Raw genomic sequence first — 17,575 nt, 5'->3', positions numbered from 1 at the left:
TACCGTATTCACGAGCAAGCCCGCTCCCACATGGGTTACCGCATTTTTACAGATAGGTCGCGTCAGGCTTTAGGGCCCAGGCCATCGGCCCGGAACATCGTCCGAATCCCGCGCACCGCCTGGCGAATCCGGTCCTGGTTCTCGATCAGCGCAAAGCGCACGTGATCATCGCCGTACTCACCAAACCCGATGCCCGGCGACACGCACACCTTCGCCTCCAGCAGCAGCTTCTTGGCAAATTCTAGCGAGCCCATGGCGGCATAGTGCTCGGGGATCTTCGCCCAGACGTACATCGACGCCTTCGGGTTCTCCACCATCCAACCCAGCTCATGCAGGCCCTTGACCAGCACATTGCGGCGTTGGCGGTACTGCTCGGCGATGTCTTTCACGCACTGCTGGTCACCTTCCAAGGCAGCAATGGCGGCGACTTGCAGCGGCGTGAAGGTGCCGTAGTCGTGGTAGCTCTTGATGCGTGCCAGGGCGCTGACCAGTTCCGGGTTACCCACCATGAAACCGATGCGCCAGCCGGCCATGTTGTAGCTCTTGGACAGGGTGAAAAATTCCACCGCAATGTCCTTGGCGCCCGGCACCTGCATGATCGACGGGGCTTTCCACCCGTCGTAGACGATGTCGGCGTAGGCCAGGTCGTGGATCACCAGCACGTCGTACTGCTTGGCCAGGGCGATCACGCGTTCAAAGAAATCCAGCTCCACGCACTGCGCGGTGGGGTTGGACGGGAAGCCCAGGATCATCATCTTCGGCTTGGGGATCGAGCCACGAATGGCGCGCTCCAACTCGGCGAAGAAATCCACGCCGGGCACCAGAGGCACCGAGCGCACCTGGGCGCCGGCAATCACCGCGCCGTAGATGTGAATCGGGTAGCTCGGGTTGGGCACCAGTACGGTGTCGCCTTGGTCCAGGGTGGCCAGCATCAAGTGCGCCAGGCCTTCCTTGGAACCGATGGTCACGATGGCTTCGGACTCAGGGTCGATGTCCACTTCATAACGGTCTTTGTACCAACGCGAAATCGCCCGGCGCAGACGCGGAATGCCTTTGGAGGTGGAGTAGCCGTGGGTGTCTTCGCGCTGGGCGACCTGCACGAGTTTTTCGACAATGTGCGGTGGCGTGGCGCCGTCGGGGTTACCCATGCTCAAGTCGATGATGTCTTCGCCGCGCCGACGCGCAGCCATCTTCAGCTCGGCAGTGATATTGAATACGTAAGGGGGGAGTCGATCGATGCGCGCAAAGCGGCGCGGCGAACCTTGGTCTGCCATTGTTGCCTCGAAGTACGTAAGCGCCCGGAACCGTCCGAGCGACGTTGGCCACTGCGGTGGCCTGCGGGGCAGACAATACGGTCGATGATGGCCAGTTGTCCAGATGCGTAGGAAAATTTTCTGCATGGAGTGCTGCGCAGATATCCCCCTATACTCGATACGGGTTTGTACCCTCATAAGAAGGAGACTGTTCGTATGGATCAGCAGACAAAACAACCGTTGGAGCCACGCATGGAAGCGGGTAAAGCCCTGGTCATCGCCGGGGTGCAAGGGCGTTATTCGAAGGCGACCATCGGCGACATTCCGCGCTTGTGGGAATTGTTCGACACCTGCGTCAAAGACATCAAACAGCGCGTGGGCGGCGTGACGTATGGGGTGTGCCATAACCCCAAGCATGGCGAATTCGACTACATGGCCGGCGTTGAAGTGCCGACCCGGAGCGACGTGCCAGGCAACTTCGAATCCATTGAAATTCCGCCGCTCAACTACGCCGTCTTCCCGCATTACGGGCCGGTGCAGGCACTTGAGCAAACCTACGAACGCATCATGTTCGAGTGGCTGCCGCACTCGGGCTACAAGGTGATGGGCGCGGATTTCGAGCGCTACAGTGCCGATTTCGATGGGCGTAAAGGCACCGGCACCGTGGAGATCTGGTTGCCGATCGGCGAAAGAGGCTGACACAACCCCGTTGTAGGAGCCCGGCTTGCCGGCGATGGCGCCCAAGAGTCTCATCGCCGGCAAGCCGGGCTCCTACAGATGAGGTGTCAGTACAACGTGGCCTTGACCCGCTCCGGCATCTCGCGGTCGTACGCCTCGGCATCAAACTGCCCGTCATTGAGCCGCTTGTGAAAGGCGCCGGCCGACGGCAGCGCCGAGCGGTCCAGGTGTTTTTCAGGGTTCCAGCAATCGGAACGCACAAACGCCTTGGAACAGTGGAAATACGCGCTTTCCACCTGCACCAGCATCACCGACTTCGCTGGCTTGCCATTCACCGCAAAACTCTCCAGCAACCCAGGTTCGATGGAAATCTGCGCACGCCCATTCACACGCAACGTTTCGCCAACCCCCGGGATGATGAACAGCAAGGCAATGCGCGGGTCCTGCACCAGGTTGCGCAAGGTATCCAGGCGATTGTTGCCGGGCCGATCAGGTATCGCCAAGGTGCGCTCATCCACAATCCGCACAAACCCCGGCACATCACCACGGGGCGAACCGTCCACACCGTCCGGCCCGGACGAACTCACCACCACCAGCGGCGAGGCGCGCACCATGGCCTGGTAATCCTCGTTGAGAAAAGGGATCTCCTTGCGCACCGCCCGCTCGTGGGGGAGGCCGTAGAGGGTTTCGAGTTGTTCGAGGGTTGTCAGCATTTGCGCCACCTCCTTATCGTTCAAAAGACTAGTGCCAGCCTGCGTTCATAGCCAATCCGCCCTTTATACGCCTCGCCACTGTCCACCCACCCGGCGCTCAGGTACAACCCCATCGCCGCCACATTGTCGGCGTCCACCGACAGCTCGATGCTCTTCACCTGCGGCCACGCATCCAGCGCGGCGCCGGGCAGTGCCTGCAAACACGCCTTGCCGAACCCGCGCCCTTGTTGCCCACGGTCCACTTGCAGTGCATGCAGCGTGGCGCTGTGTTCATCGGCCCAATGGGGCAGGCACGGGGGGCGTTTGAGCAGCAGGAAGGCAACGGGCAACTCGTCGGCGAGCAGGGCAAAGCCTTTGATGGCGCCGGGGTTTGGGTTGACCAGCAGGCTGTTCAGCGCGCAGTAGATGTCCCCGGAGTACGCCAGTTGCTCGGGGTGTACTTGCAGGGCGTCGAGCTGCTGTTTTTGCACGAGGCTCAGCGTCTCATAGGGGACGAGGCGGGTTTCCATCGGGGGCGCATCCGAAATCCTGCAAAGAGGGGTGGATTCTAGCGGGTTTGCCTGGGGCGAAATTATTTTTCAGCGGACTGTCGATTGCAGCGGGGGCCGTTCGACTAAGGGTGTCTTCCGTGATTTTCCACCCGAAGGAGTATCGCCATGAGCACTGCCATCACTACCCTGATCGATCAATGGAAGCAAGCCGTGCTTGCCCGGGATATCGACAAAATTGTCAGCTATTACGCCGACGATATCGTCTCGTTCGACGCCGTCACCGCACTGCAATTCAAGGGCAAGGCCGCCTATCGCGCCCATTGGGAGGAATGCATGAAGCATTGCCCCGGCCCGGGTATTTTCGAGTTTCATGAGTTGCGTATCGTCGAGGCACAGGACAGCGCCTTTGCCCACTGGCTGGCCCATTGCGGCGGTGCCGGGCCGGATGGCGTGGTAAAGGCCTGCTGGATGCGGGTGACGGCCGGTTATCAGCGCATCAACGGCCAGTGGCGCGTGGTGCATGAACACTGGTCGGCGCCCTTCGACATGCTAAGCGGTACCGCACTGTTCGAGCTGGAACCCTGATCGCCGGGGACTATAGTGGATAAGCCGAAAACGGAGGCACCCATGAAATACCTCTGCCTGATCTACAGCAACGAACAGGTGCTGCACACCTCGCCCGACAGCCCCGCAGACCCGGAGTGTCTTGCCTACGCCCAGGCCATCCAGGCCAGCGGGCGGATGCTCGCCGCCGAGCCGCTGGAGTCGGTCACCACGGCCACCACGGTGCGCATGCGCAATGGCAAGTTGTCGATTACTGACGGGCCGTTTGCCGAAACCAAGGAGCAACTCGCCGGGTTCTACCTGATCGAGGCCAAGGACTTGAACGAAGCGATCCAGGTGGCCGGCGGCATTCCGGCTGCGCGGGTCGGCAGTGTGGAAGTGCGCCCGGTGCGCCAGTTGAATCTCTGAACACAACAACCACAAGACTCAGGAGGTTTGCCCCATGACCACCCAACCCGCTGAATTTGAACTGTCCATCAGCCGCTTGATCGACGCCCCGCGCAGCCGCGTGTTCCGCGCCTGGACCGAACCCGCTTTGTTGCAACAATGGTGGGGGCCCCACGGCATGACCACCCCCGAGTGCGAAATGAACCTGTGGGTCGGTGGCCTGTTTCGCACCCTGATGCGCGCACCGGACGGCGCCGAATACCCGACTCAAGGCGTGTTCCTGGAGATCGAAGCGCCCAGCCGCCTGGTGTTCACCGATGCCTATGCGCCGGGCTGGATCCCGTCGGGCAAACCGTTCATGACGGCCGAAGTCACCTTTGAAGAGGTCGATGGCAAGACCCTCTACACCGCCCGCGCCATGCACTGGAGCGAGGCCGACAAGCAGGCCCATGAAGCCATGGGCTTTCACGACGGCTGGGGCCAGAGCCTGGACCGCCTGGTGACGCTGGTGACCCAGGGCATGCCCGATTGACCGCGCAGGTCGAGGCCATTTACCGCAGCGAATCACGCCGCGTACTCGCGACGCTGATTCGCCTGCTGGGTGATTTCGACCTGGCCGAGGAGGCCTTGCACGAGGCGTTTTTTGTCGCCTTGCACCGCTGGCCCGAGGACGGCGTGCCGGACAACCCCCGCGCCTGGCTGGTGTCCACCGGCCGTTTCAAGGCCATCGACCGCCTGCGCCGCCAGGCGCGGTTTACCCCCTTGTTGCAGGAGCAGGCCGACGCACTGGAAGCGGCTGAGTGGAGTGCCGAGGACGTGGAAGACGACCGCCTGCGTTTGATCTTCACCTGCTGTCACCCGGCGCTGGCGGCAGACGCCCAGGCAGCGCTGACCCTGCGTGAGATCTGCGACCTCACCACCGAGGAAATCGCCCGCGCGTTCCTGGCCACCCCCACCACCATCGCCCAGCGCATCGTGCGTGCCAAGGGCAAGATCCGTGAAGCTCGCATTCCCTATCAAGTGCCGTCCCTGGCCGAATTGCCTGAGCGGCTGGACAGTGTGTTGCGGGTGATTTACCTGGTGTTCAACGAAGGCTATTCGGCGTCCATGGGCGCTGCTCTCACCCGTGAAGACCTGACCCGCGAAGCCATTCGGCTCGGTCGTTTACTCATGGAGTTACTGCCCGAACCGGAAGTCATGGGCTTGCTGGCGCTGATGCTGCTGCACGAATCCCGCCGAGCGGCGCGCACCTCGGCAAGCGGTGAGTTGGTGTTGTTGCATGAACAGGACCGAGGGGTGTGGGATACCGCCCTGATTGCTGAAGGCTGCGCGTTGGTGGAGCAGGCGTTGCACACACGGCGTTTCGGCCCGTATTGCCTGCAGGCAGCGATTGCGGCGGTGCATGCCGAAGCGCGTTGTGCCGATGACACGGACTGGTTGCAGATTGTCGGGCTCTACGATGTCTTGCTGCGGGCAGTGCCTTCGCCGGTGATCGAACTGAACCGCGCCGTGGCGGTGGCGATGGGGCAGGGACCGCTGGCGGGTCTGGCGTTGGTGGAGGGGATTTTGCAGCGTGGTGAATTGCTGGATTACCACTTGGCGCATTCGGCGCGGGGGGAATTCTGTCGACAACTGGGGCGTGTGGAAGAGGCGCGCACGGCGTACGAAAAAGCCCTGTCGTTGACCCAGCAAGCCCCAGAGAAACGCTTCCTCCAGCAACGCCTGCAAAACCTGTAGGAGCCGGCTTGCCGGCGATGGCGGTGGGTCAGCCTGTACCTCTGTTGGCTGATACGCCGCTATCGCTGGCAAGCCAGCTCCTACAGTGGGTCTGCGTTGTTTGGGACTATTGGCTTACGGCTGCTGACGCGTGGCCGCCAACACGATCTCGCGAATGCACACGTGTTGCGGTTGCCCGTAGGCATAGGCAATCGCCGAGGCCACGTCATCGGCGCTGAGCACGGTGCCGCCCATGTCCTGTTTCCAGGCCTGGTAGCCGGTCTTGATCGCCTCGTCGGTGGTGTGGCTGAGCAGCTCGGTTTCCACCGCGCCCGGGGCGATGGTGATCACACGCACATTGCTAGGCGACAATTCTTCGCGCAGGTTCTCCGAAATCCCGTGCACCGCGAACTTGGTGCCGACGTAAGCCACATGGTTCGGGAAGGTCTTGCGCCCGGCCACCGAGCTGACGTTGATGATGGTGCCACCCTTGCGCGCCACCATGCTGCCGGCCACGGCGTGAATGCCATTGAGCAGGCCTTTCACGTTGACGTCGAGCATCTGCTCCCATTGCGCCGGGTCCTGTTCGCTGACTGCGCCCAGCAGCATCACACCGGCATTGTTGATCAGCGCGTCAGCCGGGCCGAATTGCGCTTCGGCTTCCTTCACGGCCGCTACCAGGGCTGCGCGGTCGGTGATATCCACGCCACGCGCCAGGGTGTTAGGCAGGGCCAGGTCATTCAGACGATCGATGCGCCGCGCCAACAGCAGCAGCGGGTGACCGGCGGCTGACAGCAGGCGGGCAGTGGCTTCGCCGATACCGGAACTGGCACCGGTGATGATGATCAATGGCTTGCTCATGATTGCACTCCTGGAATAAGAAAAATCGATATCTGAACCGTGGGCGCAGTATATTTAGCGTCAGCGAGGCTGAAAAATGCCTTATTTCTCTGTCTGTCATCGGATAAAGCTATGGATGTGCGTCACCTCAAAGCCTTTCTCGCGGTGTTCGAAGAACGCAATATCACCGCGGCTGCCCAACGTTTGTTCATCAGCCAGCCGACGCTGTCGGTGACCATCAAGCAGTTGGAAGACGAGCTGGGCGTGGCGTTGTTCGTGCGCCAGCCACGGGGCGTGGAGGTCAGCGCCGAAGCGCGGGTGCTGTACCCGCAGGCGCGGCGCATGGTGGCCGAAGCCGATGCCTTGAGCCGACTGTTTCGCGGGCGCGAAAACCGCATCGCCCTGGAGTTGGGCGTGGAAGGTGACATTGCCGACAGCCAGATCGAAACCTTCCTGCGCATGGCGCACCAGGGGTTGCCGGGTTTGTTGCTGACGCTGCAGGAAGGCTGTGAGGGAGAAGGGCGTCTGGCCGTGGAAGAAATGTGCTGCGAGGACGAATTGTTCCTGCCGATCTGGGAAGAGTCCTACGTGATGGCGCTGCCGGCGGCTCATCCCATGGCGCAGGCGGGCAAAGAACAGGCGTGGGCGCCGATTGAAGACTGGATCACCTGCCCACAGCACGACTCCCACCAGCGCTTGATGGCGCTGTACGGCCGCTCGCCGCAGGCGGTGGCCGGGCATGCCGGGTCGTTGACCCAGGCGTTGCACATGGTGGCGGCGGGTGTGGGCGTGGCGATGTTGCCGCAGTCGCTGGCGGCCGAGCGCGCCGGGGTGGTGATTCGTGAGTGGCACCTGCCGGCCCCGACACGCCGCGTGGGCCTGTGCTTTGCCGCGCAGGCGCTGGAATTGCCTGCCTTGCGCGCCTTGCACGAATACTTCCAGAACAACCGTCCGCCACAACGCTCTGCCGCCTGACCCCGTTCTAAAGGCCAACACAGCTCAAATGTGGGAGCTGGCTTGCCTGCGAAAGCGGCGTGTCAGCTAGCATTTGATTTGACTGACACACCGCCTTCGCGGGCAAGCCCGCTCCCACAGGTTGATCTTCATTGTTTATTGGCGAGTGTTTGTTATTCGAGCATCTTGCCAAGCAACCATCCACCCGCCGGCCCGGGCGGGTGGTGCCGTGACCACAGCGCATCCACCGCCACCGAGCGCGGCCAGCTGCGCGCCTTGAGCTCTACCAACTGGCCGCCATCAAAACGTTCCACCAGCCAGCGTGGCAAGGGCGCCCAGCCAAACCCCAACTGGGCCATTTCCATCAACATCAAGTAACTGGGTGCCGACCACACGCGACCACTGGGGCGGGTCTCGGTCGGGTTGATGATGCTGGCCAGGCGCAATTCGCGGTGTTGTTGCAGGGTGTCGGCGCAAATATTGTCCAGGCTCGCCAGCGGGTGTTTGGGGGCCACGTACAGCGCGATTTCTGTACGTTCTTCGACCGGTGCACCGGTGAGGTCGGGCGGGTAGACGTCCTGCTTTTCAATAAACGCAACCTGAGCCCGGCCGCTTTGCACCAGGGCGATCAAGTCTTCGCATTCGGCGATCAGGCATTCGAGCTCAAGGTCCGGGTAGCGCTGTTCAAAGGCTTTGAGGGCAATCTCGAAACGGTCCGATTGGTAGGTGTCGGACATCGCAATCGTCAGCTTCGGCTCCAACCCCTGAGACAACTGGCTGGCAGCCAGTTCCAGGCGGCTGCTGGCTTCCAGCACCTGCTCGGCACGCAGCAACAGCACATGGCCGGCCGGGGTCAGGGTCGGCTTGCGGCTGCTGCGGTCGAACAGCTCCACATCCAGGTCAATCTCCAGGCTCGCCACCGCCGCGCTGACGGTGGACTGGCTCTTGCCCAGCTTGCGCGCCGCCGCCGAAAACGAGCCTTGGGTGGCCGCCTGTACAAACGCCTGCAGCACTTCGTTGGAGGCCATGACTATCGCCTTGATCGATGGTTATTAGTTATGAAGTATCGAGCAGGGGAGTAATGATGGCAACCGTCGCCACTCACGGAGCCGGGTCATGAACCCCACCAAATCGATGACTGAACGCGTTTGCCAAGCCCTGGGTTTTGAAGGCCTGGCCTTGTTGATCTGTACGCCGCTGCTGGTCTGGATCACCGGTCGGCCGGCCTTGGAAATGGGCGCGGTGACCCTGGGTATCAGTGTGCTGGCGCTGACCTGGAACATCATTTTCAACAGCCTGTTCGACCGCCTCAAGGTGCGCCTGCAACTGCCCACCAACAGCTGGACCCGCGTACTGCACGCGCTTATGTTTGAAGGCGGGCTGATCCTGGTGTGCGTGCCGTTGATTGCGATGTGGCTGGGCATCAGCCTGCTGGAAGCCTTTATCCTCGACATCGGCGTGCTGCTGTTCTTCCTGCCGTACACCTACGTGTACCACCTGGGGTACGACATGATTCGGGAAAAAATCCTGCAACGTCGCACACTGGCCCTTTAAACCCCGAACATCGGCGCTGTAACCGCCGGACACGCCCCCTGTAGGAGCCCGGCAAGCCGGGCTCCTACAGGGGGATGAGTGTGGCCACGAAATCGAGGAAGGCCCGCACCTTGGCCGCAGGCAAATGCCGCGACGGGTAGTAGGCGTACAACGGGAAACGCTCGTCGGGCCAGTCCGGAAACAACTCCACCAGGCCACCGGCCTTGAGCGCCGGTGCCAGGCCCAGGTCGAGCATCTGTGCCACCGCGTGCCCGTGTTCGCACACGCTGTACAGGGTGCTGGCGTCGTTGACCACCAGGCGCCCGCTGGTGCGCACGGTCAGCCGCTCGCCGGGGCGATGGAATTCCCAGGCGAACGGGCGGCCGGTTTGCGAGTCGCGAAAGTCCAGGCACATGTGCCCGTTTTCCAGCGCCTGCGGGTGAGCGGGGCGGCCGTAGGTTTCAAGGTAGGCAGGGGAGGCGACGGTGAGCACGCGCACTTCCATCAACTTGCGCGCGATCAGCGAGGAGGATTGCGGGATGCCAAAGCGAATCGCCAGGTCAAACCCGTCGGCCACCAGGTCGCCGAGTTGGTCGCGGGTGTGCAGGTCCAGTTGCAGTTGTGGGTAACGGCGCATGAAATCCCCCAGCACCGGGCCCAACACCAGCCGCGAAAAGTACGGGTCGATGTTCACCCGCAGGCGCCCGCGCACGGTGAGTGCGCTGTCGGCGGCAGCGCTGGCGGCCTCTTCGAGGCCGGCCAGCAGCGGGGCGATTTCCTGGTAGAAACGCCGGCCCTCGTCGGTCAATTGCACCGAGCGGGTGGTGCGGTCGAACAGGCGAATCCCCAGGCGTTTTTCCAGCCGGGAAATCGCCCGGCTGACCCCCGACGGCGTCATCTCCAGGCTGTCGGCGGCACGCGCAAAACTGCCCATGTCCACCACGGCCGCCAACACGCCCATGCCGCCGGCCAAGCCTGGATCAAAACTCATCGGTGATTGCCTGTCAGTGATCTGAAGGCATTGATGCTAGCGCAGAACGCTTACAGAAACATGCCGCCCGAGGCTTCGATGCGTTGCCCGGTGATCCAGTTGCTGCCATCGGCCAGCAGGGTCGAAATCGCTCCGCCAATATCGTCGGGCAAACCGGCGCGGCCCAGCGCGGTGTTGTTCGCCACCATGGCATTGACTTGCGGGTTGTCGCGCACCGCGCCGCCGCTGAAGTCGGTGGCGATGGCACCCGGGGCCAGGGTGTTGACGGTAATCCCCCGTGGCCCCAACTCCTTGGCCTGGTAGCGCGACAGCACTTCCACCGCGCCTTTCATCGAGGCATACGCCGAATACCCCGGCAGGCTGAACCGCGCCAGGCCGCTGGAGATGTTGATGATGCGCCCGCCGTCGCTGATCAGCGACAGCAGTTTTTGCGTGAGGAAAAACGGCGCCTTGAAGTGGATGGCCACCAGCTTGTCGAACTGCTCTTCAGTGGTCTCGGCAAAGCTGGCATGGGCGCCGATACCGGCGTTGTTGATCAGAAAATTGAAGTGATCCTGTGCGAACACGGCCTTGAGCACACGGCCGACTTCGCCGACAAAGTGATCGAAGGTGCCGCTTTGGCTCACGTCCAGCTGCAGCATGGCAGCGCGGCCGCCCAGGGCCTGAATCTGCTCGACCACCGCTTGGGCCTCGGCCGCAGCGCTGTGGTAGGTGCCGATGATGTCGACGCCTTGTGCCGCCAGGTGCAGCGCGGCGCTTTTGCCCAGGCCACGGCTGGCGCCGGTGATGAGTGCGATTTTGCGGGTCATGGTGCAGTCCTCTGAATGATCGTGGGACTGAGTGTATTTGTCCGCCTGTAACGTGATAAACAGGGCTATCCCGGAATAACTGGCCGGCTGAGGCGAACAATCCATGAACAAACTTGAGCTGCTGCGCACCTTCGTGCGGGTCACCGAACTGTCGAGTTTCACCGGGGCTGGCGAAAGCCTGGGCCTGCCGCGTTCCACCGTGTCCGAGCATGTGCAGGCCCTGGAAGAGCTGGTCGGCGCGCGCCTGTTGCAGCGCACCACCCGCAAGGTGCAAGCGACCCAGGATGGTCGGGTGCTGTATGAGCGCAGCAAGGATCTGCTGTCGCACATGGAGGAACTGGAAGGCTTGTTTCGCCAGGACGAAACCCAACTGGCCGGGCGCATCCGCGTGGACATGCCCAACGTGATGGCCCGGGGCATGATCCTGCCGCACCTGCCGTCGTTCATGGAGCGCCACCCGCTGATCGAGATGCAGATCAGCAGTTCAGACCGCCAGGTCGACCTGATCGCCGAAGGGTTCGATTGTGTCTTGCGCGTCGGCGCCCAGCCCGATCAAACCGTGGTGGCCCGCAAGGTATGCAGCATGCTCATGGTCAACTGCGCGAGCCCGGCCTACCTGCAACGCTACGGCACGCCCTGGACCCTCGACGACCTGGCCGACCATCAACTGGTGCACTACGTGCGGCCACTGGGCGCACGCTCCGGGGGCTTCGAATACCTGCAGGGCAACAAGGTGCAGCGGGTGGCGATGGCCGGGCGCGTCACCGTCAACAGCACCGATGCCTACCAAGCCGCCTGCCTGGGCGGTTTTGGCATCGTCCAGGTGCCGCTGCTGGGGGTGCGCAGTTTACTGGCCAGTGGCGAGTTGGTGGCGGTGCTGCCGGAATACCAGGCGCCGCCGATGGATGTGTCGTTGCTGTATGCCGGCCAGCGCCATTTGCCCTTGCGGGTGCGGGTGTTCATGGAGTGGTTGACCACCACCCTGCAGGCCCATCTTTAACGGCGTGCCGACAATTGCTGCGGGGCCAGGAACGCATCGTGGAAGTAATCGCGGAACGCCTGCATGGCCGGGGTAAATGCACGTTCGCGATGCCAGGCCAGGCCGACGCTCATGGGCGTCACCGGGTCGGTGACGGTCAGCGTTTCGATGCGCTTGCCTTCCAGGGACCAGGGGCGGTGCACCAGATCCGAGAGAATCGCCACGCCGCTGCCATTGGCGACCATGCTGCGCACCGCCTCCACCGAGCTGGTGCGCAGGCGCACGTTTGGCGCTTGGCCGGCCTGTTCCCAATAGCGCATGGCGCTGTGTTCGGCCTCGTCGACGGTGAGCAGGATGTAAGGTTCCTGCGCCACATCCGCCAGGCTCACCGCATCGCGCTCGCACAGCGGGTGATGGCTGGGCAACCACAGGCGACGCTCGGAGTTGAAGAGGATTTCGGACACGATGGCCGGGTGGGTGAGGTTGGCGGTGAGCACCACGGCCATGTCGAACTGGCCGTCGAGCAGCCCTTGTTCGATGGCCTGGCGCTCTTGTTCGAAGACCTTGATGGTCACGTCCGGGTGCCAGTGTTCCATGCGTTGCAAGTGGTGCGGCAGGAAGTAACCCAACACCGTGTAGCTGGCGGCAACCCGCAGCACGCCGCTGGCGCGGTAGTCGGGCAGCGGGCTGTTCAAGGCGTCGTCCACGCTGCGCAGGATCACATAGGCGCGGTTGAGAAAGTGTCGCCCGGCGTCGGTGAGGTTCATGCCCTGGGCCGAGCGCACGAACAGTTGCACGCCGAGCATGGCTTCCAGCTCCTTGATCGCCGTGGTCACTGCCGACTGGGAGATGTTCAGGTGAATCGCCGCCTGGGAGATCTGGCCGATCTCGGCGGTGGCCACAAAATAACGGACTTGGCGCAGCGTCAGGGACATGCCGCATTCCTCGTAGGAGGGGGTGATGGTGGTATCTGATTTTCAGAAGATGGGTCATCTGATAATAGATCTTCCCAAGGGGTCAAGCTGCGGCCTACTTTTCCAGCATCACTTAGGCGGAGCGACTTCGATGCAGGCAGTGGATTTCAACTCGGACATGGGCGAAGGCTTCGGCCCCTGGACCATCGGCGACGGCGTCGACGCAGAGCTCATGGCCTATATCAGCTCGGCCAACATCGCCACCGGCTTCCACGCCGGCGACCCCGGCACCATGCGCCGCACCGTCGAGCGCGCCAAGCAACTGGGCGTGGCCATCGGCGCGCATCCGGGCTTTCGCGACTTGGTCGGCTTTGGCCGTCGCCACATCAACGCGCCGGCCCAGGAACTGGTGGACGACATGCTCTACCAACTCGGCGCCCTGCGTGAAATTGCGCGCGCCCAGGGCGTGACCCTGCAACACATCAAGCCCCACGGCGCGTTGTACATGCACCTGGCGCGTGATGAAGAAGCGGCGCGGTTGCTGGTGCAGAACCTGCAACGCATCGAGCCGACGCTGTTGCTGTACTGCATGCCCAACTCGGTGATCTGGCGCATCGCCAAGGAGCTGGGGCAGCCGGTGGTGCGCGAATTTTATGCCGACCGTGAGTACGATCTCAGCGGCTCCATCGTGTTTACCCGCAATGTGCGGGCGCTGGATCCTGCGACCGTTGCAGCACGCGTCCTACGGGCATGCCAGACCGGACTTGTACGCACCGTAGAAGGCGAAGACCTGTTCATCGAATTCGATTCCATCTGCCTGCACAGCGACACCCCCGGCGCGCTGGAGTTGGTGGAAGCTACCCGTGAAGCCTTGGACCGCGCCGGTATCGCCGTCAAAACACCCCAATAAGAACGATCTCCAATTTTTTTCGCCTGCCTTTCTACAATGATTCCAAGAGGAACAGACATGGCTGAAACGTCCCCCATCCGCTACAGCTTCGGCGGTGATGAACACCTGTTTGCCGAGGTCAGCGACAGCATGTCCCTGGAGGCCTTTTTCAAAGGCATGGCCGTGACCCGCGCCGTGGAGCGCCTGGCGCTGGAAGGCGTGCTGGACGTGTGCCTGGCCAACGCGTCGTTCCAGATCCGCTTCGACCCCGACCGCATCGCCCCCCATGTGCTGCTCGACGCGGTGCAAACCGCCGAGGCCCAAGCCGTGGCCGAACGCACCTTGCACACGCGCATCATCGAAATCCCGGTGCTCTACAACGACCCCTGGACCCATGAAACCCTGATGCGTTTTCGCGACCGCCATCAAGACCCCAGCGGCACGGACCTGGAGTACGCGGCGCGCATCAACGGCCTGGCCGATGTGGAGGCGTTCATTGCCGCCCACAGCGGTGCGCCGTGGTTTGTGTCGATGGTGGGGTTTGTGGCGGGCCTGCCGTTCATGTTCCAGATGGTCGAGCGCGAACGGCAATTGCAGGTGCCCAAGTACCTGCGCCCGCGCACCGACACGCCGAAACTCACCCTCGGTCATGGCGGCTGCTTCGGTTGCATCTACTCGGTGCGCGGGGCGGGTGGTTACCAGATGTTCGGCGTGACCCCGGCACCGATCTACGACCCGGCGCAGCAATTGGCGTACCTGAAGGAACACATGGTGTTCTTCCGCCCCGGCGACATCGTGCAGTTCAAACCCATGGACCGCGACGCCTACGACTTGGCAGTGGCCGAGGTGGACGCCGGGCGGTTCGACCTGCGTATCCGCCCGGTGGAGTTTTCCCTCGATGCGTTTCTCGCCGACCCCATCGGTTATCCCAAATCCCTGCAGGAGGCGCTGGCATGATCAAGGTGCTCAAACCCGGCCTCGCCACGTCCGTGCAGGACCTTGGCCGCGAAGGCTATTACCACCTCGGCATCCCGCCCTCCGGTGCGCTGGACCAATACGCCTTGAGCGCGGCCAACCACCTGGTGGGCAACCCTATCGGCGCGGCCGCGCTGGAATGCACCTTGATCGGCCCCGAACTTCAGTTCCAGCAAGACGCGCTGGTGGCACTCAGCGGCGCCTTGATGTCGCCGCGCCTGGACGGTGAAGTGGTGCACCAGGACACCGCCTTCCAGGTGCGCGCCGGGCAGGTGCTGCGCTTTGAATTCCCCAAGGCCGGCGCCCGTACTTACCTGGCGGTGGCCGGTGGCATTGACGTGCCGCTGGTGCTCGGAAGCCGCTCGACCTACACCCTCGGCGCCCTCGGCGGGTTTCAGGGGCGACGCCTGCAGGAAGGCGATGAATTGCCCATCGGCCAGGCCAGTGGCAACGGACGCGCCGGCAACAGTTTGCCCATGGCCTTGCGCCGCTCGGTGGGCGGTGACGTGACCCTGCGGGTGGTGCCGGGGCTGTATTACGAGCGCCTGACGGAGGGTGCCAAAGGCAGCTTTTTTGCCGAGCCCTGGACCGTGGGTTCCGAGGCGGATCGTATCGGCTATCGCTTCAAGGGCGGCAGTGCGCTGAGCTTCCAGCCACGGGAGCAGCCGTTTGGTGCGGGGTCGGACCCTTCGAACATCGTCGACAGTTGCTACCCGATAGGCTCGATCCAGGTGCCGGCCGGCTTGGAGCCGATTGTGTTGCATCGGGACGCGGTGTCGGGCGGGGGCTACGCGATGATCGGCACGGTGATCAGCGCCGACCTGGATTTGATCGGGCAGATGCAGCCGAACCAGCGGGCGGGGTTTGTGGCGGTGACGCTGGAGGAAGCGTTGGAGGCGCGGCGGATCTACAAAAAACGCTTAAAAGCGATGGCTGGACTCTTCAATCACTGACGAAATACATAACCAATGTGGGAGCTGGCTTGCCTGCGAAGGCGATCTTTCAATCAACAATGCTGTTGAATGTTAATCCGCTATCGCAGCGGTGCGGCGATCCGACAAGCCAGCTCCCACATTTTGGGGTGGTGTTGGGTCAGAACAGTTTGGTGAACAACCAGTACAGGCTGCCCGACAACAGGATCGCCGCCGGCAACGTCAGCACCCACGCCATCACCAGGTTACGGATGGTGCGCATCTGCAAGCCACCGCCGTTCGCCACCATGGTCCCGGCCACGCCGGAGGACAACACATGGGTGGTCGAGACCGGCAACCCGTACATGTCCGCCGCGCCAATGGTCAGCATCGCGACCATTTCGGCCGAAGCGCCTTGGGCATACGTCAGGTGAGTCTTGCCGATTTTTTCACCCACCGTCACCACGATGCGCTTCCAACCGACCATGGTGCCGAGGCCCAGGGCGATGGCCACGGCGATCTTCACCCACAGCGGGATAAAACGCGTGGAGTTGTCGATCTGGTCCTTGAACAGCTTGAGCTTGCCTTGGGTGTCGGCGTCGAAATTGCCGACCTTGTCCTTGTCCATCAGGCGGATGGTTTCGCTGGTCAGGTACATGTCGTTACGCACGTTGCCCACCGCTTCCGCCGGCACTTTGGCCAGGGAGCCGTAGCCTTTCACTTCATCACCGATCTGGCCGGCGAGGGCGGCGAGGGCCGGGACCAGCTCCGGGGTGGCTTCCTTGGTGCGCACGTAGGTCGAGAGAATCGGGCGCGGGTCACCGGGCAGCACTTGCGGTGCACTTTTCACCAAGGCCACTTGGGTCACTTCGGCCACGGCGGCAAACTGCAGCGACTGCTCGGCCGGCATGGTGCGGTTCAACGCGTAGGCCATCGGCAGGGTGCCGACCAGGATCAGCATGATCAGGCCCATGCCTTTCTGGCCATCGTTGGAACCGTGGGCGAACGACACACCGGTGCAGGTGGCGATCAGCATGCCGCGGATCCACCACGGCGGCGGGGTGTCGCCCTTCGGTGCCTTGTACAGCGAGCGGTTCTTCACAAAGGCGCGCAGGGCCAGCAACAGCAGGGCGGCAAACACAAAGCCGATCAGCGGCGACAGTAATAGCGCGTAGCCGATCTTGATCGCCTGGCCCCAATCCACACCGCTGGTGCCGTCACGCCCGTGCATCAACGCATTGGCCACGCCCACGCCGATGATCGAACCGATCAGGGTGTGCGACGACGACGCCGGCAAGCCCAGCCACCAGGTGCCGAGGTTCCACAGGATCGCGGCGATCAACAAGGCGAAGATCATCGCGAAACCGGCCGACGAACCCACCTGCAAGATCAACTCGACCGGCAACAGGGCAATGATGCCGAACGCCACGGCGCCGCTGGAGAGCAGCACGCCGAGGAAGTTGAAGAAACCCGACCACACCACCGCAAAGTGCGGCGGCAGCGAGTTGGTGTAGATCACCGTCGCCACGGCGTTGGCCGTGTCGTGGAAACCGTTGACGAACTCGAAGCCCAAGGCGATCAACAGCGCCACGCCCAGCAGCAGGAACGGGGTCCAGGTGGTGACCACCGTGCCCAGCTCGTGCATGTCGTGCATCAGGCTGTAGGCGGTGAACAACAGGCCCATGGCGAGCACGGCGAAGAAGATGATCACCGTCAGCAGACCGGGTTTCTTGTCCAGCCGGGGTTTGGGGTCGGCGGGTGAGGCGGTGTTGGAGGCAGTCAGGGAAGGGGTGGCCATGCCGGAGCATCCAGTGTGGGGAGGATGTCGTTCATGATCATTGCAGAATGTTACAGAGATGCTGCGGTATGTCAGTGTTTAAGGAATTGGGGGGTGCCACCTGTCCAATAAACACCGCAGAACCAATGTGGGAGCGGGCTTGCTCGCGAATACGGTGTGCCAGTCAACTTATCTTTAACT

General features: G+C 62.8%; 20 protein-coding genes. 11 read left to right on the top strand and 9 right to left on the bottom strand.

Going from position 1 to position 17,575, the window contains the following annotated elements; all coding sequences use genetic code 11:
• Positions 1-62: 62 nt before the first annotated feature.
• Complete coding sequence (gene alaC / locus M2394_RS16140; protein ID WP_178925160.1) at positions 63-1,274, bottom strand: alanine transaminase; 1,212 nt, start codon at positions 1,272-1,274, stop codon at positions 63-65.
• Between the two features lie 195 nt (positions 1,275-1,469).
• Between alaC and M2394_RS16135 the strand changes: the two genes are divergently transcribed.
• Complete coding sequence (locus tag M2394_RS16135) at positions 1,470-1,952, top strand: GyrI-like domain-containing protein (RefSeq protein WP_259173136.1); 483 nt, start codon at positions 1,470-1,472, stop codon at positions 1,950-1,952.
• An 86-nt stretch (positions 1,953-2,038) separates the two neighbouring features.
• Here the strand turns inward: M2394_RS16135 and M2394_RS16130 are convergent, their stop codons facing one another.
• A complete protein-coding gene (locus M2394_RS16130; RefSeq protein ID WP_259173135.1) occupies positions 2,039-2,644 on the bottom strand; it encodes a pyridoxamine 5'-phosphate oxidase family protein in 606 nt (201 codons plus the stop codon).
• Between the two features lie 20 nt (positions 2,645-2,664).
• Positions 2,665-3,153 carry an N-acetyltransferase gene (locus tag M2394_RS16125; protein WP_259173134.1) on the bottom strand — a complete coding sequence of 163 codons (489 nt, stop codon included), beginning with the start codon at positions 3,151-3,153 and terminating at the stop codon, positions 2,665-2,667.
• A 147-nt stretch (positions 3,154-3,300) separates the two neighbouring features.
• Here M2394_RS16125 and M2394_RS16120 point away from each other — a divergent pair, with 147 nt between their 5' ends.
• From M2394_RS16120 to M2394_RS16105, 4 genes are read left to right on the top strand one after another with little or no spacing between them, the layout of a single operon-like run.
• A complete protein-coding gene (locus M2394_RS16120) occupies positions 3,301-3,720 on the top strand; it encodes a nuclear transport factor 2 family protein (RefSeq protein ID WP_259173132.1) in 420 nt (139 codons plus the stop codon).
• A gap of 42 nt (positions 3,721-3,762) precedes the next feature.
• Positions 3,763-4,107, top strand: coding sequence for a YciI family protein (locus M2394_RS16115; protein ID WP_176998007.1), 345 nt, complete (start codon positions 3,763-3,765; stop codon positions 4,105-4,107).
• A 34-nt stretch (positions 4,108-4,141) separates the two neighbouring features.
• The gene (locus tag M2394_RS16110) at positions 4,142-4,618 is read left to right on the top strand and encodes an SRPBCC family protein (RefSeq protein ID WP_178925369.1); all 477 of its coding nucleotides are present in this window, start codon (positions 4,142-4,144) and stop codon (positions 4,616-4,618) included.
• Complete coding sequence (locus tag M2394_RS16105; RefSeq protein ID WP_259173131.1) at positions 4,615-5,823, top strand: RNA polymerase sigma factor; 1,209 nt, start codon at positions 4,615-4,617, stop codon at positions 5,821-5,823. Before M2394_RS16110 ends, M2394_RS16105 begins: the two co-directional genes overlap by 4 nt.
• Positions 5,824-5,937: 114 nt before the next feature.
• On the opposite strand, the gene M2394_RS16100 is transcribed toward M2394_RS16105, so the two are convergent.
• Positions 5,938-6,663: an SDR family oxidoreductase gene (locus M2394_RS16100; protein WP_259173130.1), complete on the bottom strand. Its 726-nt coding sequence runs from the start codon at positions 6,661-6,663 to the stop codon at positions 5,938-5,940.
• A 111-nt stretch (positions 6,664-6,774) separates the two neighbouring features.
• Between M2394_RS16100 and M2394_RS16095 the strand changes: the two genes are divergently transcribed.
• The gene (locus tag M2394_RS16095; protein ID WP_178925375.1) at positions 6,775-7,617 is read left to right on the top strand and encodes a LysR family transcriptional regulator; all 843 of its coding nucleotides are present in this window, start codon (positions 6,775-6,777) and stop codon (positions 7,615-7,617) included.
• A 152-nt stretch (positions 7,618-7,769) separates the two neighbouring features.
• On the opposite strand, the gene M2394_RS16090 is transcribed toward M2394_RS16095, so the two are convergent.
• Positions 7,770-8,624, bottom strand: coding sequence for a LysR family transcriptional regulator (locus M2394_RS16090; protein ID WP_259173129.1), 855 nt, complete (start codon positions 8,622-8,624; stop codon positions 7,770-7,772).
• Between the two features lie 88 nt (positions 8,625-8,712).
• Here M2394_RS16090 and M2394_RS16085 point away from each other — a divergent pair, with 88 nt between their 5' ends.
• Positions 8,713-9,150 (top strand): multidrug/biocide efflux PACE transporter, encoded by a 438-nt coding sequence (locus tag M2394_RS16085; protein WP_178925379.1) that lies wholly within the window; start codon positions 8,713-8,715, stop codon positions 9,148-9,150.
• A gap of 64 nt (positions 9,151-9,214) precedes the next feature.
• On the opposite strand, the gene M2394_RS16080 is transcribed toward M2394_RS16085, so the two are convergent.
• Together M2394_RS16080 and M2394_RS16075 are read right to left on the bottom strand one after the other, a co-directional pair.
• A complete protein-coding gene (locus M2394_RS16080; protein ID WP_259173128.1) occupies positions 9,215-10,120 on the bottom strand; it encodes a LysR family transcriptional regulator in 906 nt (301 codons plus the stop codon).
• Between the two features lie 50 nt (positions 10,121-10,170).
• Positions 10,171-10,929, bottom strand: a complete 759-nt coding sequence (locus M2394_RS16075) for an SDR family NAD(P)-dependent oxidoreductase (protein ID WP_259173127.1) — start codon at positions 10,927-10,929, stop codon at positions 10,171-10,173.
• Between the two features lie 103 nt (positions 10,930-11,032).
• Between M2394_RS16075 and M2394_RS16070 the strand changes: the two genes are divergently transcribed.
• Entirely contained in the window at positions 11,033-11,929 is an 897-nt protein-coding gene (locus tag M2394_RS16070) for a LysR family transcriptional regulator (protein WP_259173126.1), read from the top strand.
• On the opposite strand, the gene M2394_RS16065 is transcribed toward M2394_RS16070, so the two are convergent.
• Positions 11,926-12,843, bottom strand: a complete 918-nt coding sequence (locus M2394_RS16065; protein WP_178925386.1) for a LysR family transcriptional regulator — start codon at positions 12,841-12,843, stop codon at positions 11,926-11,928. The genes M2394_RS16070 and M2394_RS16065 overlap by 4 nt on opposite strands.
• 130 nt (positions 12,844-12,973) lie before the next feature.
• On the opposite strand from M2394_RS16065, the gene M2394_RS16060 reads away from it, so the two are divergent.
• Genes M2394_RS16060 through M2394_RS16050 form a run of 3 tightly spaced genes read left to right on the top strand, consistent with a single transcriptional unit; the run spans position 12,974 to position 15,639 of the window.
• Entirely contained in the window at positions 12,974-13,732 is a 759-nt protein-coding gene (locus M2394_RS16060) for a 5-oxoprolinase subunit PxpA (RefSeq protein WP_259173125.1), read from the top strand.
• A 57-nt stretch (positions 13,733-13,789) separates the two neighbouring features.
• Positions 13,790-14,668 carry an allophanate hydrolase subunit 1 gene (locus tag M2394_RS16055; RefSeq protein ID WP_178925390.1) on the top strand — a complete coding sequence of 293 codons (879 nt, stop codon included), beginning with the start codon at positions 13,790-13,792 and terminating at the stop codon, positions 14,666-14,668.
• Positions 14,665-15,639 (top strand): biotin-dependent carboxyltransferase family protein, encoded by a 975-nt coding sequence (locus M2394_RS16050; RefSeq protein ID WP_259173124.1) that lies wholly within the window; start codon positions 14,665-14,667, stop codon positions 15,637-15,639. Before M2394_RS16055 ends, M2394_RS16050 begins: the two co-directional genes overlap by 4 nt.
• Positions 15,640-15,778: 139 nt before the next feature.
• Here M2394_RS16050 and M2394_RS16045 read toward each other — a convergent pair whose 3' ends face one another.
• Positions 15,779-17,395 (bottom strand): inorganic phosphate transporter, encoded by a 1,617-nt coding sequence (locus M2394_RS16045; RefSeq protein ID WP_176997993.1) that lies wholly within the window; start codon positions 17,393-17,395, stop codon positions 15,779-15,781.
• Positions 17,396-17,575: the final 180 nt, after the last annotated feature.

Origin of the sequence: Pseudomonas sp. BIGb0164 (genome assembly GCF_024810135.1) — a bacterium.
Lineage (GTDB): Bacteria > Pseudomonadota > Gammaproteobacteria > Pseudomonadales > Pseudomonadaceae > Aquipseudomonas.
Note: the sequence above shows the minus strand (reverse complement) of the source record. Positions and strands in the feature narration are given on the sequence as shown.

Coding starts and splice junctions, on each gene's coding strand:
- alaC (WP_178925160.1), bottom strand. CDS start 1,274: ATGGCAGACCAAGGTTCGCCGCGCCGCTTTGCGCGCATCGATCGACTC.
- M2394_RS16135 (WP_259173136.1), top strand. CDS start 1,470: ATGGATCAGCAGACAAAACAACCGTTGGAGCCACGCATGGAAGCGGGT.
- M2394_RS16130 (WP_259173135.1), bottom strand. CDS start 2,644: ATGCTGACAACCCTCGAACAACTCGAAACCCTCTACGGCCTCCCCCAC.
- M2394_RS16125 (WP_259173134.1), bottom strand. CDS start 3,153: ATGGAAACCCGCCTCGTCCCCTATGAGACGCTGAGCCTCGTGCAAAAA.
- M2394_RS16120 (WP_259173132.1), top strand. CDS start 3,301: ATGAGCACTGCCATCACTACCCTGATCGATCAATGGAAGCAAGCCGTG.
- M2394_RS16115 (WP_176998007.1), top strand. CDS start 3,763: ATGAAATACCTCTGCCTGATCTACAGCAACGAACAGGTGCTGCACACC.
- M2394_RS16110 (WP_178925369.1), top strand. CDS start 4,142: ATGACCACCCAACCCGCTGAATTTGAACTGTCCATCAGCCGCTTGATC.
- M2394_RS16100 (WP_259173130.1), bottom strand. CDS start 6,663: ATGAGCAAGCCATTGATCATCATCACCGGTGCCAGTTCCGGTATCGGC.
- M2394_RS16095 (WP_178925375.1), top strand. CDS start 6,775: ATGGATGTGCGTCACCTCAAAGCCTTTCTCGCGGTGTTCGAAGAACGC.
- M2394_RS16090 (WP_259173129.1), bottom strand. CDS start 8,624: ATGGCCTCCAACGAAGTGCTGCAGGCGTTTGTACAGGCGGCCACCCAA.
- M2394_RS16085 (WP_178925379.1), top strand. CDS start 8,713: ATGAACCCCACCAAATCGATGACTGAACGCGTTTGCCAAGCCCTGGGT.
- M2394_RS16080 (WP_259173128.1), bottom strand. CDS start 10,120: ATGAGTTTTGATCCAGGCTTGGCCGGCGGCATGGGCGTGTTGGCGGCC.
- M2394_RS16075 (WP_259173127.1), bottom strand. CDS start 10,929: ATGACCCGCAAAATCGCACTCATCACCGGCGCCAGCCGTGGCCTGGGC.
- M2394_RS16070 (WP_259173126.1), top strand. CDS start 11,033: ATGAACAAACTTGAGCTGCTGCGCACCTTCGTGCGGGTCACCGAACTG.
- M2394_RS16065 (WP_178925386.1), bottom strand. CDS start 12,843: ATGTCCCTGACGCTGCGCCAAGTCCGTTATTTTGTGGCCACCGCCGAG.
- M2394_RS16060 (WP_259173125.1), top strand. CDS start 12,974: ATGCAGGCAGTGGATTTCAACTCGGACATGGGCGAAGGCTTCGGCCCC.
- M2394_RS16055 (WP_178925390.1), top strand. CDS start 13,790: ATGGCTGAAACGTCCCCCATCCGCTACAGCTTCGGCGGTGATGAACAC.
- M2394_RS16050 (WP_259173124.1), top strand. CDS start 14,665: ATGATCAAGGTGCTCAAACCCGGCCTCGCCACGTCCGTGCAGGACCTT.
- M2394_RS16045 (WP_176997993.1), bottom strand. CDS start 17,395: ATGGCCACCCCTTCCCTGACTGCCTCCAACACCGCCTCACCCGCCGAC.